Raw genomic sequence first — 16913 nt, forward strand, 5'->3', positions numbered from 1 at the left:
CCGTCATCACTTGCCCTCCCGCTGCTTCATGCGGGGATCGAGGGCGTCGCGGGCGGCGTCGCCGATCAGATTGATGCTGAGGATGGCGATCGAAAGCAGCAGGCCCGGCCAGAAGATCAGCGTCGGCTTGAGCTGAAAATACTGACGGCCCTCGGCCATGATGTTGCCCCAAGTCGGCGTCTCCGGCGAGATGCCGGCGCCGAGGAAGGAGAGGATGGCCTCGGTCAGGATCGCGGAAGCGCAGACATAGGTGCCCTGGACGATCAGCGGCGCGATCGTGTTCGGCATCAGATGGCGCCACATGATCTTCGGCAGGCTGGAGCCGACCGAGATCGCAGCCTCGACGTAAGGCTCCTCGCGCGCGGACAGCACGACCGAGCGTACCAGGCGTGCCACGCGCGGTATTTCGGGGATGGTGATCGCGACCAGCACGGTCCAGATGCTGGCGCCGGACAGCGACACCACGGCGATCGCGAGCAGGATGCTCGGCATCGCCATGAGGCCGTCCATGACGCGCATCAGGACGGCATCGACCAGCTTGAAGAAGCCGGAGACGAGGCCGATCGCAAGGCCGATGACGATCGACAGGATCGCCGAGCCGATGCCGATCAGGAGCGAGATGCGGCCGCCATAGATGACGCGCGACAAGAGGTCACGGCCATAGGCGTCGGTGCCGAGCAGGAACTGCGCCGAGGCCGGCTTCAGCCGCTGCGAGGGCGCAAGCTGGACCGGATCGTGCGGCGCGATCAGCGGCGCCAGGATCGAGACCAGCACGATCAGCGCGAGCAGGATCGTGGCCGCCGCAATGATCGGCGTCGAGGTGAGGAATCCGAAACGCGGCCGCAGTGGCGACGTGATCGGAATGGACGACTGGGGGAGGCTATCGACGGACATATTGTTGGTATCCTTGCCTCAGTACCGGATCCGGGGATCGAGCAGCGTATAGGCGACGTCGATCAGGAGATTGACGACGACATAGATCAGCGACGTCAGCAGGATCATCGCCTGGATGACCGGATAGTCGCGCGCCAGCACAGCGTCTACCGTGAGGCGGCCGATGCCGGGGATGTTGAACACGCTCTCGGTGACGACGACGCCGGAAATCAGCAGCGCAAAGCCGGTGCCGATTACGGTGATGACGGGCACCGCGGCATTGCGCAGCGCATGGCGCATCATCACGGCGACCTCGTTGATGCCCTTGGCGCGGGCGGTGCGGACGTAGTCCTCACCGAGCACGTCGAGCATCGCCGCACGCGTCATGCGCGCGATCAGCGCGATGTAGATGAACGAGAGCGCGCAGGTCGGCAGGATGATGCGCTCGAAGAACGGTCCAAAGCCGTTGAAGATGCTGCGGAAGCCCTGCACCGGCACCCAGCGCAGGTCGATCGCGAAGACCTCGATCAGGAGATAGCCGACCACGAACACCGGCACGGAGAAGCCGAGCACGGAGAGGCCCATCACGAAACGGTCGATCCAGGTGCCGTGCTTCCACGCCGCGATGACGCCGAGCGGCACGGCGACGATCACGGCGAGAATGATCGTCGAGAGCGCGATCGAAATCGACGGCTCGACGCGCTGGCTGATCATCTTCATGACTGGCAGGTTGGAGATCAGCGACGTTCCGAGATCGCCGTGCAGCAGCTTGTTCACCCAGGTGATGAATTGCACGATCAGCGGTTCGTTGAGGCCGAGCGAGTCGCGGATGCGTTCCAGCCGTTCCGGCGTGGCGTTATCGCCGGCGAGAATGGCGGCGGGATCGCCCGGCGTCAGCCGCAGCAGCAGGAAGACGAACAGCGCGACGACGCCCATCACGGGCACCGCGGCCAGAACGCGGCGAATGAGATAACCTAGCATGCACCTATCTCCGGCTGCGGAACTTGTGGGGCCGAGAGGCCCCTGTGGAATCGGTTCTGTCTATCATGCACGCCTGTCACTCGGGCTGGAAAGCCGGCCGGAGAAGCCGACCTTTCGGGGCAAATTGTGTGCCAAGGGCAGGGCGGTCGCAAGAGGCCGCCGAGCCTCCGATATCGGCCACTCAGGATGCATGGCGGAACTCGCGCTCAACCCTGAGTGAGGGTGCGGTCGGCGGTGCGTTGAGCCCGCGCCAGCCGTCGATGGTCCCGGCAATCATCTGCGCGGTCGCCGCCGACAAGGTCCAGCCGAGATGGCCGTGACCGGTGTTGAAGAACACGCCCGGCATCCGTCCTGCGCGCACCACGGGCATCATGTTCGGCATCATCGGCCGCAGCCCGGCCCAAGGCACGACCTTGGACGTTTCGACGCCGGGGAAGTTGCTGCGCACCCAGTCGACCAGCGGCTGCACGCGGTCGGCGCGGATGTCGCGGTTGAAGTCGTTGAATTCGGCGGTGCCTGCGACGCGGAAACGATCGGCGCCGAGCCGGCTGGTGACGATCTTGGCGGCTTCGTCGAGCAGGCTCACGGTCGGCGTCGCATTGCGGCTTGCGGCAGTGTCGAGCTGAACGGTGATCGAATAGCCCTTCACCGGATAGACGTTGACGCGCTCGTCGAGGAGGGCGGCGAAGTGGCGGCTGGCCACACCGGCGCAGACCACGACGCCATCCGCCTTCAGCATGCCGCGCGCGGATGCGACAGCATCACTGGCCGAAAGATCAGCCCAGCCGATGACAAAGCCGCCACCTGCCTGGGCAATGGAATCGATGTTGGCTTCGTGGATAAAGGTCGCGCCGCGCCGCTTGCAGGCTTCCGCAAGTCCGCGCGTGAACTTGTGGATATCGCCGGTCGCATCCGACGGCGTGTAGAAGCCGCCAAAATAGTCCTTGCGCAGCGTCGGCTCGATGGCGCGGATCTCCTCCGGCGTCACCGGGCGGCGATCGAGCCCGCCTTCCTTCAGCAGCGCATTGACCTGCAGGCCGGATTCAAAACCCCTCTTGTCGTGATAGATGTGCAGGATGCCGCGGCGTTCGAGATCGAAGTCGATGCCTTCGCGCTCCGCGATCTCGAACAGATGCTTGCGGGCTTCGATCGCGAGCCGCGTGGTCTGAACCGTGTTGGCGCGGTAGTTACCGATATTGGCGACGAACTCGCTCATCCACGAATATTTGTGCCAGTTCGGCCGCGGGTTCATCAGCAGCGGCGCATCACGCCGGAACATCCAGCGCAGGCCTTTCAGGATCGTGGCGGTGCTGTTCCAGACTTCGGCATTGCTGGCGGAGAGCTGTCCGCCATTGGCGAAGGACGTCTCCATCGCGGCGTAGCGGTGCTTGTCGAGCACCGTCACCTTGTATCCGCGTTCGAGCAGGGCATAGGCGGTCGTTACGCCGGTGATGCCGGCGCCGATGATGGCGATATGGGTCATGGCAGGTTCGGGGCTCCCGTGAGTTAGAGTCGGCTAACCGCCGGCCAAAGGCCGTTGGCGGCGCCCCATCTGTCACGGTTACCTGAGAGCTTGATCCGGCGCGGACCTCGGCGAGGTCAGCTCCGGACTATCCCCTTCGGTGGACGTCACGACCACATTGGCCGTGCCGCCTCTCTCCAGATCGTCCTGACGATACGGTCCTTTTGCCTGAGAGTTTCCGGGGCGGTTGCTCCGTCGGCGCCGCAACGAAAGCCTGAACTCTCGTTGCGATCTCTCCCGCATCGTCGCGTGGACAATCGAGCAGTACGATGCGCCTCATTTTTAGACAAGGCTAAATTTAAACCGCGACTGCCAACGCATTGTGCAGTGCGAAGGCTGCGTCGTCAGTCGAGCGTCGCCAGCAAGCCGGCCATCAGGCGCCCGCGTTCAACCAGGCTCTCGACCTCGATGAACTCCTCGAGCGTGTGGCCGTTGCCGCCGCGCACGCCGAGGCCGTCGAGCGTCGGGATGCCCATCGCGCCGGTAAAGTTGCCGTCGGAGCCGCCGCCAGAGCTCGCATGCGGCAGCTCAGTGCCGAGCGATTTGGCGATGCCGCGCGCCTTTTCATAAAGTGCCATGGTGCCGGCATCGGGCTCCCATACGGGGCGCGTGACGCCGCGCGTCACCTTGAACGTGACATCATTGGTCGTGCCCGACAGCGCCAGCATCCGCTCGACGCCGCGATCGAGATCGGCCTGGCGCTTGGCCATGGACAGCGCCTCGCCGGTGGCGGTCGTGGCAACGCAATTGACCCATTGTCCGCCATGCACGACGCCGACCGAGAAGGTGCAGTCCTCCGTCGTCATCGCGTCGATGGCGAGGATCTGCCGCGCCATCTCGCGGATCGCCGAGCGTCCGGCCGACAATGTTGCGCCGGCATGGCTCGGCCGGCCCGTCGCTTCCAGATTGAAACGCGCGATGGCGTAACGTCCGGTGGTGACACCGTTGTCGGCGCGGCCCGGTTCGGGCACCAGCACATATTTGTTGCGCGCAGCCTCCGCCTCGATGATGTCGCGCGTCGAGGGCGTGCCGACTTCCTCGTCGGGCGTAAACAGCACGGTGATCGGCAGCGGCGTGGTGAAGGACGCACGTGCCAGCTGCCGGATCGCTTCCAGCGAGAGATAGTTGCCGCCCTTCATGTCGTAGATGCCGGGGCCGTAGCACTTGTCGCCCTCGCGCCGCCATTTCAGCTTCTCGATGGTGCCGACCGGGTGGACGGTATCCATGTGGCCGGCGATCAGGATGCCCGGCTCGCCCTGTTTCGGATGCGGGAAGCGCGCGCGGATCACGCCGCCGAAGCCCTGTCGACCGCCGATGCGTTCGATCGTCGCACCCATGATCGCCATATCCCGCGCTGCGATATCGAGCATGCGGTTGACGGCACCCGCGTCCCAGGTCGGGCTCTCGCATTCTACCCAGGTGCGCAGGCCCTCGAGCATCGCCTCGGAATCGAAGGGAAGATTGGCTGGATTCATCTTAATGTCTCTCAAGCTTCGAAAGATGGAACGCGCATTGCATTGGCGCGGACGGGACTGGCGGAAAGCGTTGTAGAGCCAAACCGATCTTTGTGGAGCCCGTGGGCGCGCCGCTTGGGGCTGCAGCGAAACCGGATTGACGCGCTCAACACTGTCTGCAAGTCTCGAAAGACAAAGGCATCGCATGAGGTTAGTTCGCCTAAAGAACGAACCGAATGCTCAACCAATAACCTGCCTTTGAACAGTTTCACGTCAGGAGAAACTTTTATGTTGAGCTTGATGCGCCGGGGGCGTCGCGCGTTCGCCTCCACACTTGCGCTATCGGTCGTTGCGCTTTCGACGGCGATGGCCTCGCCGGTACTTGCCGCCGCCAGCAAGACCATCACCGCGGTGATGCATTCGGATCTGCGCATCATCGATCCGATTTTCACCACCGCCTACATCACGCGTGACCATGGCTACATGGTCTACGACACGCTGATCGCGACGGACTCGAATTTCAAGATCCAGCCGCAGATGGCGGACTGGAAGATCTCCGACGACAAGCTCACCTACACCTTCACGCTGCGCGACGGCCTGAAGTGGCACGACGGTACGCCGGTGACGGCGGAAGACTGCGCCGCTTCGCTGAAGCGCTGGGCCGCGGTCGACGGCATGGGCCAGCAGATGATGCAGTTTACTGCGAGCATCGAGGCGACCGACCCCAAGACGATCACGCTGAAGCTGAAGGAGCCCTACGGCCTCGTGCTCGAATCCATCGGCAAGCCGTCCTCGCGCGTCGCCTTCATGATGCCGAAGCGTCTCGCCGAAACGCCGCCGGACAAGCAGATCCCCGAGCAGATCGGCTCGGGTCCGTTCAAGTTCGTGCAGGGTGAATTCCAGCCCGGCGTGAAGGCGGTATACGTCAAGAACACCGACTACGTGCCGCGCAAGGAGGCGTCGAGCTGGACTGCCGGAGGCAAGGTGGTCAAGGTTGATCGCGTCGAATGGATCACCATGCCGGATGCGCAGACCGCAGTGAACGCGCTGCAATCGGGCGACATCGACTTCATGGAAGTGCCGCCGTGGGATCTGCTGCCCGTCCTTGAAGGCAATGCCGACCTCAAGACCGAGACGCTGAACAAGTTCGGCTACCAGACCCTTGGGCGCATGAACTTCCTCTATCCGCCCTTCGACAATCCGAAGATCCGCCGTGCCGCACTTCTGGCGATGAACCAGAAGGACGTGCTCGACGCGCTCGTCGGCAATCCCAAATACTACAAGATCTGCGGTGCGTTCTTCATCTGCGATACGCCGTTCGCGACCGACGTCGGCTCGGAATCGCTGGTCAAGGGCAACGGCATGGCGGAAGCCAAGAAGGCGCTCGCCGAGTCCGGCTATGACGGCACGCCCGTCGTGGTCATGGTGCCCGGCGACGTCGTGACGCTGAAGGCGCAGCCGACGGTCGCGGTGCAGTTGCTCCGCGAGGCCGGCTTCAAGGTCGACGCGCAGGCGACCGACTGGCAGACGGTGGTCAGCCGGCGCGCCAGCCAGAAGCCTCCGAAGGAGGGCGGCTGGAACATGTTCTTCACCAACTGGGTCAGCGCCGACGTGTCCAACCCGATCGCCAATCTGTCGATCGGCGGCCAGGGCAAGAAGGGCTGGTTCGGCTGGGCGGAAAACGCCAAGATCGAGAAGCTCAAGGACGATTTCGTCCGCGCCGCCTCGCTCGACGATCAGAAGAAGATCGCGACCGAGATCCAGAAGGAAGCCTATGACCAGGTGATCTACGTGCCGCTCGGCCAGTATCTGGCGCCGAGCGCGTGGCGGAAGTCGCTCACCGGCGTGCTCGACGGCCCAGCGACGCCGGTGTTCTGGAACATCGACAAGACCGAGTAAGGCCAAGTCCAGGTAAGGGAAGGTGCATCTCGCACCTTCGGTCCGAGCGTTACGCGGCGTCGCTGTCATCAGCGGCGCCGTTTTCGTTTGTCAGCCTCGCGTCAGCTTTTAACTCTTCCAGTGTCCAATCATTGCTATTTGTTTCTGACTTGAAATAGATGTGCGCAGTTCGCACATCACTTCCTTCCTGCATTTGAGTCCCGTGTCGATTGATTTTTCATTTCGGGCGATGGCCGAGCGGTCCGATCGCGCGCCGGCGCGATGGCGGCGGCCTTTCCTGCGCTGGCTCGACGGCGTCGAGACGGGTTGGGCCGTTCCGCTTCTCATTGTGTGCTTTGTCGCGCTCTGGACGATCTATCTGGCCGTCGCCTATGCCGGCAGCGGCCTGCACCCTGATACCCTCGAGGCCTGGACGCTCGGGCGCCGTTTCGCGTGGGGCTACCACAAGCATCCGCCGCTGATGGGCTGGGTTACGGCGGTGTGGACCGCCGTCTTCCCGCTCAGCGACTGGTCGCTGCAATTGATGGCGATGGCCAATGCCGGGCTCGCCCTGTTTTTCGTCGACCGGATCGCACGGCAGTTCGTGACCGGGCACAAACGCATCCTGGTGCTGCTGCTCCTGATGCTGACGCCGGCCTATCAATTCCACGCCCAGCGCTTCAACGCCAATGCGGTGCTGCTTGCGCTCTGGCCGCTCGCGACCTGGTCTTTTCTGCGCGCGTTCGAGACCCGCAGCGCGGCCTGGGCGGTCGCCGTAGGATGCGCGACGGCGCTGGCGATGGTCGGCAAATATTATTCGGTCTTCCTGGTGGCGAGCTTTGCATTTGCCGCGCTGGCTCATCCCGCGCGCCGCGCCTATTTCACGTCCGCTTCGCCGTGGATATCGGTCGTGGTCGGGCTCGCGGTGTTGTCGCCGCACATCTACTGGCTCGCGACGACGGGGGCGTCGGCCTTCACCTACGCGATGGCGCACGCCAACGGCAACTTCGTGAGCTCACTCGGCGAGGTGCAGAACTTCCTGCTCGGACTCGTGGCGGCCATCAGCGTATCGGCCGTCTTCTGGGTGATCATCGCCGGCACACGGCTGAAACAATTTGCTGCCGACTTCGCCGCGATGAGTTCCGGCCTGCGGCTTCTTTTTTACGTTGCGATCGGCACGATCGTACTGCCGGTCCTGACGTCGCTGGCGATGGGCACCGATCTGCCGTCGCTATGGGCGTTGCAAGGGCTGTTCCTGTTCGTCGTGCTGATCGTTTGCGGCACGCGCTACCCGATCGAAAGATTCTACACCGTCAATGTCGCGGTCATCACCGCGATCGTTGGGCTCGCCGCTGTCTTCGTCGCCGCCCCGATTCACGCCGTCTATCGCAACAATCACGGCTACGAAGAGGGCCGGAATTTCTACGCGCAGGTAGCCAATGAGATCACCCGGGAATGGCACGAGCTGACCGGGGAACCGCTCAGCGCCGTCAGTGGCGACGATTCGCTGGCCTTTGCGACTGCGTTCTACAGTCCGGACCATCCGTATTACGCGCGGCCGTTCGAATTTCAGTACACGTGGGGCATGCCGCGAAGGACGACATTGGATCGCGGCTGGGCCGCGCTCTGTTTCAGCGGCCAGGATTATTGCGGCAGGTGGATGGAGTCCGTGTCCGCGCGCGCCGAGCATTTCGTCAAGCGCCAGTTCACCGTGCAGGCGACGCTATGGGGCAGGCCCGGCCTGACTCGAGACGTGGTCGTGCTGATCGTGCCACCGCGAACGAGCAGCGCGACGCCCGAGAGCGCCGCGCAGGACTTCAGCGCCAGCAGGCGCCCGACGGACTAGGCTTTGCGCTCAGCAGTGGCTGTCGCGGATTCGCTCGAGGCCTTCGCTCGCGAAGGGGGGAGTGAACGCAGTTCGGTCGGCGCCCGACGTCGAGCGTTCCGTTTCCGCCCGATCCGGGGTGGTGTTGTCTTCGCGATGTTCCGGTTCCATGAGGCGGCCTTTCGAATTGCTGCAGTACAACATCGATGCGGCCGGGAAGTTCCTCATGCGATGGGACGATGATGCGGCTTGAACAGCCGTCCCTTTTCCACCACCAGCACGATCGCAAGCGCCGCCAGCGTCGACAGGAAGAAGCCGACCGAGAACGGCAGCAGCGTGCCGTCGAAACTCTGCCCGATCGCCATGCCGACGACGATGCCGATCAGCGTCGTGATCGAGCCGTAGAGCGAGGAGGCGGTGCCGGCGATGTGGCCCTGCGGCTCCATGGCCAGTGCGGTGAAGTTCGCGACCATCATGCCGAACGAGAACATCATCAGGGCGGACAGCACCATGAACAAGGAGAGCGGCAGCATGCCGAGGCTTTCCGTCAGCAGCATCACGCCCGCAACCGCGGTGTAGAGCGTCAGCGCGCCGTGCGAGATCACGCGCATGCCGAGCCGTCCGACCAGCTTCGCATTGAGGAAGCCGGCGATCGCGGTGCCGGCCGCGATCGCGGCGAAGGCAATCGGGAAATAATGGCCGAGATGATAGACGCCGGTGAAGACCTGCTGCGCCGAGAAGACATAGGCAAAGAGCGCGCCTATCACGCTGCCGGCGGCCGTCGCATAGCCGATGGTCTGGCGGTTGGTCACGGTCTGCCGGAACGCCGAGAGCACGTCTGCGGGCGCCAGCGATCTGCGCTCGGACTCCGGAAGGGTTTCGGGCAGCCGCAGCACGCTCCATGCGAGCGCGAGCAGTCCGTAGAGCATCAGTACGACGAAGATGCCGCGCCATTGCGTGACCAGCAGCACCGCCTGCCCGAACGAGGGCGCAATCACCGGCACCGCGATGAACACCATCATGGCGAGCGACATCACGCTCGCCATCCGTCGGCCGACATAGCAGTCGCGCACGATCGAGGTCGCGATCACGCGCGTCGCCGACGTGCCGAGCCCTTGCAGCGCGCGCGCCAGCAGCAGCGTCTCGAACGAGGGCGCGGCGACCGCCAGCACGCTTGCCACCGCATAGACCGCCATGCCGCCGAGCAGCACCGGGCGGCGGCCGAAGCGGTCCGACAACGGGCCCATGACGAACTGCCCGGCACCGAAGCCGATCAGGAAGGTCGAGAGCACCAGCTGAAGATGGTTGGCGTTGGGAATGGCGAAGGCTGCCCCGATGTTGGGCAGCGCCGGCAGCATCATGTCCATCGCAAGCGGATTCAGCGCCATGATGGACGCGATCACGATGACGAATTCTGGAAAACCCATAGGCCGGTGTCCCGAGGACACCCAATCGTCGGCATTGACGTCGGACAAAGCTCACCTCTGAAAATCAGAGGCTTTTTGATCGGTTATGCTGCGTCGCACAACCCATGTTTCGGGATGGCTGACAGGCGGGTGCACAAGAATTGGTGATGTCGCCGGGCCCGGGGAGGGCTGCCTCGTCCATCATCGTGCGCTACCAGCCTGCTCGACCAGGCCGAGCGCCAATCGTCCCGCGGTGTCGACATAGTCGAGATCGCGATGGATCAGCATCACGGTAGTGGCGCCGTCGAGCAGGATCACGAGCTGGCGCGCGAGCGCCGCTGCACCGGCAACGCCATGCCCGCGCAATACGGTTTCGAGCCACGCTTCAAAACGCTTCTTGTGCGCCGCGCCGGCCTTGACCGCGGGATGTGCCGGCGTGTTTGCGAGCTCGGCAATGGTGCGCAGGAATCCGCAGCCGCGCCATCGGGGCGTATCCACGGAGCGTCCGAGCCTTGTGAAGAGACCGCGGACCTTGTCGGCCACCGTGCCCTCGGTCTCGGCGAACCAGCGCATATAGAGCTCCAGCGTCGGCTGGTCCCTGGCCGCGATGGTCTCGGCGACGAGCTCGTCCTTGCTGGTGAAGTGATAATAGAGCGTCTTCTTGGTGACGCCGGCCTTCTCGGCGACCGCGTCCATGCTCACCGCCCTGATGCCTTCGCCATAGAACAGGCGCGTCGCCGCGATGACGATCTGCTCGCGTGTGGTGTCGCCTTTGCCTGACATCGCCAATGTATACTGCCTAGTGAGTATACACGACAAGATCGCTGTGGCTGACTTCCGCGCCTGTTCGACCTGGAATTCGACCTGGAAGGAGCCTGCCCTTGTCCGATCTCGTACTCTCCGAAACGCGAGGCGCTGTCGCGCTGCTGACGTTCAATCGCCCGAACAAGCTCAATGCGCTGAGCTACGCCCTCGTCGACCGTCTGATGGCGATCCTCGATCGTATCGAGAACGATGCCGATATCCGTGCCGTGATCCTGACCGGGGCGGGCGACCGCGCCTTCTCGGCCGGCGCCGACATTGCCGAGTTCTCGGAGAGCGTGAAATGCGGGCCGGACGCAGCGGTAAAGGCCTTCGTACTGCGCGGGCAGGCGATGACGGCGCGCATGGAGGCGTTTCCGAAGCCGATCATCGCCGCCGTGAACGGCATCGCCTTCGGCGGCGGCTGCGAGATCACGGAAGCCGTTCATCTCGCCGTCGCGAGCGAGCGCGCGAGCTTCGCCAAACCCGAGATCGCGATCGGAATCACGCCGACCTTCGGCGGCACGCAGCGCCTGCCACGGCTCGCGGGTCGGAAGCGGGCGCTCGAATATCTCCTGACAGGAGATTCCTTTTCGCCACAGCGGGCTCATGAGATCGGTTTGGTCAACCGCGTCGTGCCGCACGGGCAGCTTCTGGACGCAGCCTTCGCGCTGGCAGACCGCATCACGCGGCATTCGCACCTGGCGGTCGCCCGCGTCATCACCGCCGCCACGCGGGGCCTCAACGTCTCGATCTCTGAAGGTCTCGCCATCGAGAGCGAGCAGTTCGCACGTATGGCGGCGACCCGGGACACGCGCGAAGCGCTCGATGCCTGGCTTGCCGCCCGCTCGCGCTAGGGGTGGTGCGGCGGATCTGGCGGTCGCGGCGATAGGGAACCGGTTCCCCCTGCCGTCCAGGCGGACGGCTGGCAACCAGGGATTCACCATAAGCGCGAGCGCTACGCACAGGGGAGATGAATCCGCAACCCATCCTGTCCATGGTGGCACGGCCTGGCGCCGCGTCGGCGCCGGCATAAACCTGGCCAAACAAGGTATCCGATTGTGTCCGATGTCACCGGTGCAGCACGATGGTTGGAACCCTCGGCCGACATGGCTTCGCGGCGGAACTTCTGGCTTGCCTGCCTGATCGCACTGACCACACTGTTGGTGCTCGGCAATCTCGCCAACGACGCCGTGCTCGATATGAAATATGGCTGGGACACCCGCGTCAATTGCGCGGCGGTCGATGCGTATGCCAGCGGGCTCGATCCCTATTTCGTCAAGAACCTGAAGGGCACCAAGCTCTCTTATCCCTATCTGCCGGTGACTCTGGATGTCTTCCGCCCGTTGTGCGCGGGTGGACTTCTGATCGATCACTACAAGGGCATCTTTCCTGTCCTCGCCGTGATCTGCGGGCTCCTCTTGCCCGGTCTTGGCCGAACGCGCCCGAGCGCGCGCGATGTTGCGCTGAGGGTGCTCTGCACGCTCGGCGCGTTCGTCGGTTTCGAATGGGTGCAGGCGTCTGGCAACTTCGCGATCCTGAGCGGCGTGCTGACCGCGATTGCGCTGAGGTTTCTGCTTTCTCGGTCGGCGTCCGGCGCGCCTGAGGGCCGCAGCTTTCCGTTGCGGCTCGCCGGCGCCGCGCTGCTCGGCCTCGTGACATCGTTCAAGCTGGTGTTCTTTCCCGTGCTGGCCGCGCTCTATTTCCTGCCGCTGCCGCGTGGCCGCAAGCTCACGCTGATCGCGGTTGCGGCGTTCAGCTTCGCATTGCCGATCCTGATATCGCGGCTGATGTACCCCGAGCTGTTCGCGAGCTGGCAGCTGGCGATGGGCGGAAAGATCCCCGACCAGCATCTCGTCGATCTCTTCGAGATCAATCCGTCGCTGCTGCTGGCGGCGCGCGACCTCATGGATCATGCCGGCCTCGGTGACAGCAAGGCGGTGACGTTCGCGACCTATGCATGCGCAGCACTCGCGCTCGTGCTGGTGCCGTTCGCTTTGTCCATCCTGCGCGTGGTCACGAGCGAGCCGGCGCAGGAAGGCGGATCGCTTCTTGTGCGACTGGATCGCTGGCTGATCGATCATCCCCGCGTCGCCATGCGTATCACGGTGTTCGCGATGTTTGCGCTCTATCTCAGCTCGCCGCGCCTCAAGGAATATGCCTTCTTCGAGCTCGCGCTTTATGCCGCGATCCTCGTCGTCGATCTTCCGGCCCTGTCACTTGCCGCGTTCCTCGCCGTCGGTCTCGCCTTTCCGGCACTGATCTCGATTCTGGGGACGGCATTCGAGGGCAGCTTCATCCTCCTCATCATTGCGCTGACAAGTTTCTGGATCCTGCTGCTCGACTTTCGCGCCGAGCCGAAGCGGCTGGCGACGGAAGGCGCGCAGTCATAGCGCATGCCGCCGCGTCCGCCGCAAAAGGGACGGCGCCTTGCCCCCGCGCAGGCTCCAGCGGGTTCGTGACTGCATCGGTCTGCCGTCCGCCTTTGGGCGAAGGCTCGCCCCGTCAGCTCCGATGGTGCGGGCAGCCGGAGTCGAACCGGCACAGCGCTTGCGCGCCGAGGGATTTTAAGTCCCTTGCGTCTACCAATTCCGCCATGCCCGCTTGATCCAACGAGATCAACTAGTTAAGTCCACCTCCGGCCGTCTGGAATTGGCGCGTTTCGCGGGCCGATGGGCGGTTCTTCCTTAAGCGAGCCGGCCGCGCAAGGCAAAGCCTCAATCCGGACATCTGTTGTTGCTTTAGGCATTCTCAATCCACGGGGACTATTCATCCGGCATGGCTGCTTCGTTTTCCTCTCGCCTGCGCGACTCGGGCGCATTTCTGGCGCTACTCGCGGCGGGCGCGGCGCTGTCCGGTTGCGCCAGCATGACCGAGACGGTCGCACCGGCCTTTGCCGATCCCGGCAAGTACGAATTGTACGACTGCAAGCAACTCGAGGCTGAGCGTAAGGCGCTCGCCAGCCGCACCGAGCAGTTGCAGAAGCTGATGGAGAAGGCTGAGACCGGGGCGGGAGGCGCGGTCGTGTCCGAGCTCGCCTATCGCAACGACTACATCGCGGTGCGCGGGCAGTCGCAACTTGCCGAGGAGGCATGGCGCCGCAACAAGTGCCGGGAAACGCCGCCCGGTGTGACGCCGGCGGCCTCTGCTCCGCAGCGGCCGGACATCAAGCCCGCCCCGCGATCCGGCAGCGCCGTTCGCTGAGCCGGCACGACTGCGCCCACATCACGGCCGCCAGCCGTAGATCCAGTCCTGCCGCGCCAGCATGCGCTCCGGGCCGAGCGCGCGGATCGCAACATCGCGCGCGATCGCGAACGGCCCACCGAGATGATAGATGCGGCCCTGCTGCCGCGCCGTTCGCTGCACCCGGCGTACCCGCGCCTGCCGCGCGCGGCCATATTGCTTCAGCGCCGCCGCGATACCGGCCGCGCTCTCGGCAGCCTCGAGGCTCAGATGCCGGGCGAGCACGGCGGCGTCCTCGATCGCCATGCCGGCGCCCTGGGCCGCGAATGGCAGCATCGCATGCACGGCGTCACCGAGCAGGCCGACCGGTCCTTCGCTCCAGGGGCAGCCGTCGGGCACGCCGAACAGCGCCCATTTGCGCCAATTGTCGACGGCAGTGAGCATCATCCTGGCCGCCGATGGCCAGCGCGGTGCCGCGAAGGCGTCCATCACCTCGAACGGGTCGCCCGGCGTGCTCCAGCCGGGCCTGTTCCAGGTCCCCGGCAGCACCGCGACCACGTTGATCTGGCGCCCGCCGGCGATCGGATAAGCCACGAGATGGGCGTTCGGCCCCATCCAAAGCTGGACCCGCCGCGCGGTAAAATCCTTCGGCAGTTGCGTGGCATCGAGCGTGCCGCGCCAGGCGATCAGGCCGGAGAAGCGCGGCTGCACCTCGGGAAACAGATGCTGGCGTACCGTCGACCAGATACCGTCGGCGCCGATCAGTGCGCTGGCCAGATCGCTGCGGCGTATCGTGCCGCTGCGATGGACGACCGTCAGCCCCTTGGCGTGGGGCGCCACATCCTCGAAGGTCGCACCTAACTTCAGATCGATATCGGGATGGTCGGAGACCGCACCGGCCAGCGCGGATTGCAGGTCGGCGCGATGCACCACCCAATAGGGTGCGCCGGCCCGCGCGGAAGCGGCTTCGCCGAGCGGCATGCGCAGCAGTTCGCCGCCGGCCCGCGCGCTCATGACGCAGAGCGCCTCAGGCGTGACGGCGCTTCGCTTGAGCCGCTCGGTGAGGCCGAGCTCGACCAGCACGCGGCTGGCGTTGGGGGAGAGTTGCAGGCCGGCGCCGACTTCCTCGAGCCGCTCGGCCTTTTCCAGCACGACGATGCGGAAGCCACGGGCTGCGAGCGCAAGCGCGGCCGTCAGTCCACCTATGCCGGCACCGGCGATGACAATCGTTCGGGAGAGCGCCACCCCTGCCGTGAGAGGCGGTCAGGCCACCTTGTCCTTCAGCACGCATTCCGGCGGACGGGCTTCGCCCGGCTTCAGGTCGGCGGCGAAACGGTACAGCGTCGAGCAATAGGGGCAGATGATCTCGTTGTCGTTGCCGAGGTCCAGGAAGACGTGCGGATGATCGAACGGAGGATTGGCGCCGACGCACATGAACTCTTGCGAGCCGATCTCGATGACGGGGACACCGGCATCGTTATGGAAGTGCGGGACGACATGGTCGGACATCGTAGTTCATCCTGGAGTGGCAATGGCGGCAGACACAATCAAACACTGACGCGGCATCTTTGAGGCGCCGCGGACCATACTGTTGGGTGCAGATGATTGCTAGTCCAGCGGAACCGAAAGGTTCGCAATTGCCCCATGCTCATTTGCTCATGCAAATTCGACACAATCTTGCGGCCTGAGAGAAGCCCTTCTTTCGTCGGGGACGTTGTGTCGCAATTTTGGCATACTATGTCTTTGGACAAGCGGAATTGCGACGAAAGACGAACCATCAGGCGCAATGATCTCGGGATCGTCCAGGCTCTTGGCACAACTCTTGGTATGACTCTTGGCATGAAGTGGCTGCGAATCAGCACGGCGTTGACCGGTATCGCGGCATGCAGCTTCATGCTCGCGCAGGTAGCGCCGCATGCCCGCGAGGCCGGCGCGCTGCTCTCCGCCCAGGACGATCCGGCGGCGCTCTCCGAACTCAAGCTCGATGCGCTGCTGCGGCAGAACGACCGCCTGGTTCAGGACAATATCGAGGCCGCGCTCGCCGCCGGCGACGCTGATCTCGCCGACAGTTTTGTCGCGCTGGCGCGTGAACGCAACGTCGCGCTGCCCGACGACCTCCTCAACCGCGTGAGCGATGCGGTCAAGGAAGAAAATTCCACGCGGCATTTCGCCAAACGGTTCGCCACCGGGCTCGTCACCGGCAACGCCGACGATGTCGCGAGCCTGTCCGGAACCGTCGCCGGCGATCTCTTCGTGATCGGCGACATCAGGGACGTCGTGCGCGAGGGCAAGCACCTTGCCATGGGCGAGGACACCGATCGCTTGGTGCTGGGGCTTGCGACCGCGGGCCTTGCCGTGACGGCCGCAACCTACGTCTCCGTTGGCGGCGCTGCGCCTGTTCGCGCTGGACTGACGCTGGTGAAGGATGCCCGCAAGGTCGGACGGCTCGGCGAGGGACTTGCCGCATGGGCCGGCCGGTCGGCGCGTGAGGTGGTCGATACGCCGATGCTCCAGAACGCCGTCGCCAAGGGTTCGGTGTTCCGCCCCGGCGAGACCGCGAGCGCGATCAAGGCCGCTTTCCGTGCCGAGAAGGCCGGTGCGCTGGTCCGGCTCGGCAAGGACGTCACCCGCGTTGCCGAAAAGACCGGCACGCGCGGCGCCATGGATACGCTGCGCATCGCCGAAGGCCCGAAGGACGTCGCGCGCGCGGCCCGGCTTGCGGAAGCGCAGGGCGGCAAGACCCGCGCGATCATGAAGCTGCTCGGCCGCGGCGCGCTGCTGCTCGTCGGCGGCATGTTCGATCTGGCGCTCTGGCTGTTCGGCGCGGCACTGACGCTGTTCGGCCTGCTGTCTTCGATCAAGGCGGCGACGGAGCGCCTGACCCAGGCCTGGTGTGATCGCAGACGGGCGCGCCGGTTCCGCCGCGCGCAGATGGCGGCCCAATCCGCTCTGGCGGACGCGGCGCTTACCGCCTAAGATCGATGTCTCCC

General features: G+C 64.7%; 14 protein-coding genes, 1 tRNA gene and 2 riboswitches. Of the genes, 6 read left to right on the top strand and 9 right to left on the bottom strand.

What is annotated here, in order from left to right; all coding sequences use genetic code 11:
- Positions 1-6 precede the first annotated feature (6 nt).
- From ACVJ5M_RS18660 to ACVJ5M_RS18675, 4 genes are all read right to left on the bottom strand, one after another.
- Positions 7-894 carry an ABC transporter permease gene (locus ACVJ5M_RS18660; protein ID WP_028150021.1) on the bottom strand — a complete coding sequence of 296 codons (888 nt, stop codon included), beginning with the start codon at positions 892-894 and terminating at the stop codon, positions 7-9.
- Positions 895-912: 18 nt separating this feature from the next.
- On the bottom strand, positions 913-1854 hold the full coding sequence (locus tag ACVJ5M_RS18665) for an ABC transporter permease (protein ID WP_014494267.1): 942 nt from the start codon (positions 1852-1854) through the stop codon (positions 913-915).
- A 181-nt stretch (positions 1855-2035) separates the two neighbouring features.
- On the bottom strand, positions 2036-3337 hold the full coding sequence (locus ACVJ5M_RS18670; RefSeq protein WP_354100268.1) for a D-amino acid dehydrogenase: 1302 nt from the start codon (positions 3335-3337) through the stop codon (positions 2036-2038).
- 67 nt (positions 3338-3404) lie between these two features.
- Positions 3405-3519: riboswitch (glycine riboswitch) on the bottom strand.
- Positions 3520-3522: 3 nt separating this feature from the next.
- Positions 3523-3626: riboswitch (glycine riboswitch) on the bottom strand.
- A 94-nt stretch (positions 3627-3720) separates the two neighbouring features.
- The gene (locus ACVJ5M_RS18675) at positions 3721-4851 is read right to left on the bottom strand and encodes a M20/M25/M40 family metallo-hydrolase (protein ID WP_354097495.1); all 1131 of its coding nucleotides are present in this window, start codon (positions 4849-4851) and stop codon (positions 3721-3723) included.
- Positions 4852-5118: 267 nt separating this feature from the next.
- On the opposite strand from ACVJ5M_RS18675, the gene ACVJ5M_RS18680 reads away from it, so the two are divergent.
- Positions 5119-6729 (top strand): ABC transporter substrate-binding protein, encoded by a 1611-nt coding sequence (locus ACVJ5M_RS18680; protein ID WP_063982465.1) that lies wholly within the window; start codon positions 5119-5121, stop codon positions 6727-6729.
- A 229-nt stretch (positions 6730-6958) separates the two neighbouring features.
- Positions 6959-8554 carry a glycosyltransferase family 39 protein gene (locus ACVJ5M_RS18685; protein WP_354097496.1) on the top strand — a complete coding sequence of 532 codons (1596 nt, stop codon included), beginning with the start codon at positions 6959-6961 and terminating at the stop codon, positions 8552-8554.
- Positions 8555-8757: 203 nt separating this feature from the next.
- Here the strand turns inward: ACVJ5M_RS18685 and ACVJ5M_RS18690 are convergent, their stop codons facing one another.
- Together ACVJ5M_RS18690 and ACVJ5M_RS18695 are read right to left on the bottom strand one after the other, a co-directional pair.
- A complete protein-coding gene (locus tag ACVJ5M_RS18690) occupies positions 8758-9960 on the bottom strand; it encodes a multidrug effflux MFS transporter (RefSeq protein WP_404979444.1) in 1203 nt (400 codons plus the stop codon).
- A 180-nt stretch (positions 9961-10140) separates the two neighbouring features.
- On the bottom strand, positions 10141-10722 hold the full coding sequence (locus tag ACVJ5M_RS18695) for a TetR/AcrR family transcriptional regulator (protein ID WP_354097497.1): 582 nt from the start codon (positions 10720-10722) through the stop codon (positions 10141-10143).
- A 98-nt stretch (positions 10723-10820) separates the two neighbouring features.
- Here ACVJ5M_RS18695 and ACVJ5M_RS18700 point away from each other — a divergent pair, with 98 nt between their 5' ends.
- Together ACVJ5M_RS18700 and ACVJ5M_RS18705 are read left to right on the top strand one after the other, a co-directional pair.
- Positions 10821-11597: a crotonase/enoyl-CoA hydratase family protein gene (locus ACVJ5M_RS18700; protein ID WP_354097498.1), complete on the top strand. Its 777-nt coding sequence runs from the start codon at positions 10821-10823 to the stop codon at positions 11595-11597.
- Between the two features lie 252 nt (positions 11598-11849).
- Positions 11850-13133, top strand: a complete 1284-nt coding sequence (locus tag ACVJ5M_RS18705; RefSeq protein ID WP_354097499.1) for a hypothetical protein — start codon at positions 11850-11852, stop codon at positions 13131-13133.
- A 122-nt stretch (positions 13134-13255) separates the two neighbouring features.
- On the opposite strand, the gene ACVJ5M_RS18710 is transcribed toward ACVJ5M_RS18705, so the two are convergent.
- Positions 13256-13344: transfer RNA gene (locus tag ACVJ5M_RS18710), tRNA-Leu, on the bottom strand.
- A gap of 174 nt (positions 13345-13518) precedes the next feature.
- Between ACVJ5M_RS18710 and ACVJ5M_RS18715 the strand changes: the two genes are divergently transcribed.
- Positions 13519-13944 (top strand): twin-arginine translocation pathway signal, encoded by a 426-nt coding sequence (locus ACVJ5M_RS18715; protein ID WP_354096220.1) that lies wholly within the window; start codon positions 13519-13521, stop codon positions 13942-13944.
- A gap of 21 nt (positions 13945-13965) precedes the next feature.
- On the opposite strand, the gene ACVJ5M_RS18720 is transcribed toward ACVJ5M_RS18715, so the two are convergent.
- Positions 13966-15168 (bottom strand): FAD-dependent monooxygenase, encoded by a 1203-nt coding sequence (locus ACVJ5M_RS18720; protein WP_282521191.1) that lies wholly within the window; start codon positions 15166-15168, stop codon positions 13966-13968.
- 18 nt (positions 15169-15186) lie between these two features.
- Positions 15187-15432 carry a zinc-finger domain-containing protein gene (locus ACVJ5M_RS18725; RefSeq protein ID WP_008562814.1) on the bottom strand — a complete coding sequence of 82 codons (246 nt, stop codon included), beginning with the start codon at positions 15430-15432 and terminating at the stop codon, positions 15187-15189.
- A gap of 330 nt (positions 15433-15762) precedes the next feature.
- Between ACVJ5M_RS18725 and ACVJ5M_RS18730 the strand changes: the two genes are divergently transcribed.
- Positions 15763-16899, top strand: a complete 1137-nt coding sequence (locus ACVJ5M_RS18730; RefSeq protein ID WP_354097500.1) for a hypothetical protein — start codon at positions 15763-15765, stop codon at positions 16897-16899.
- The last annotated feature ends 14 nt before the right edge of the window (positions 16900-16913 follow it).

The organism is Bradyrhizobium sp. S3.7.6, assembly GCF_054061875.1.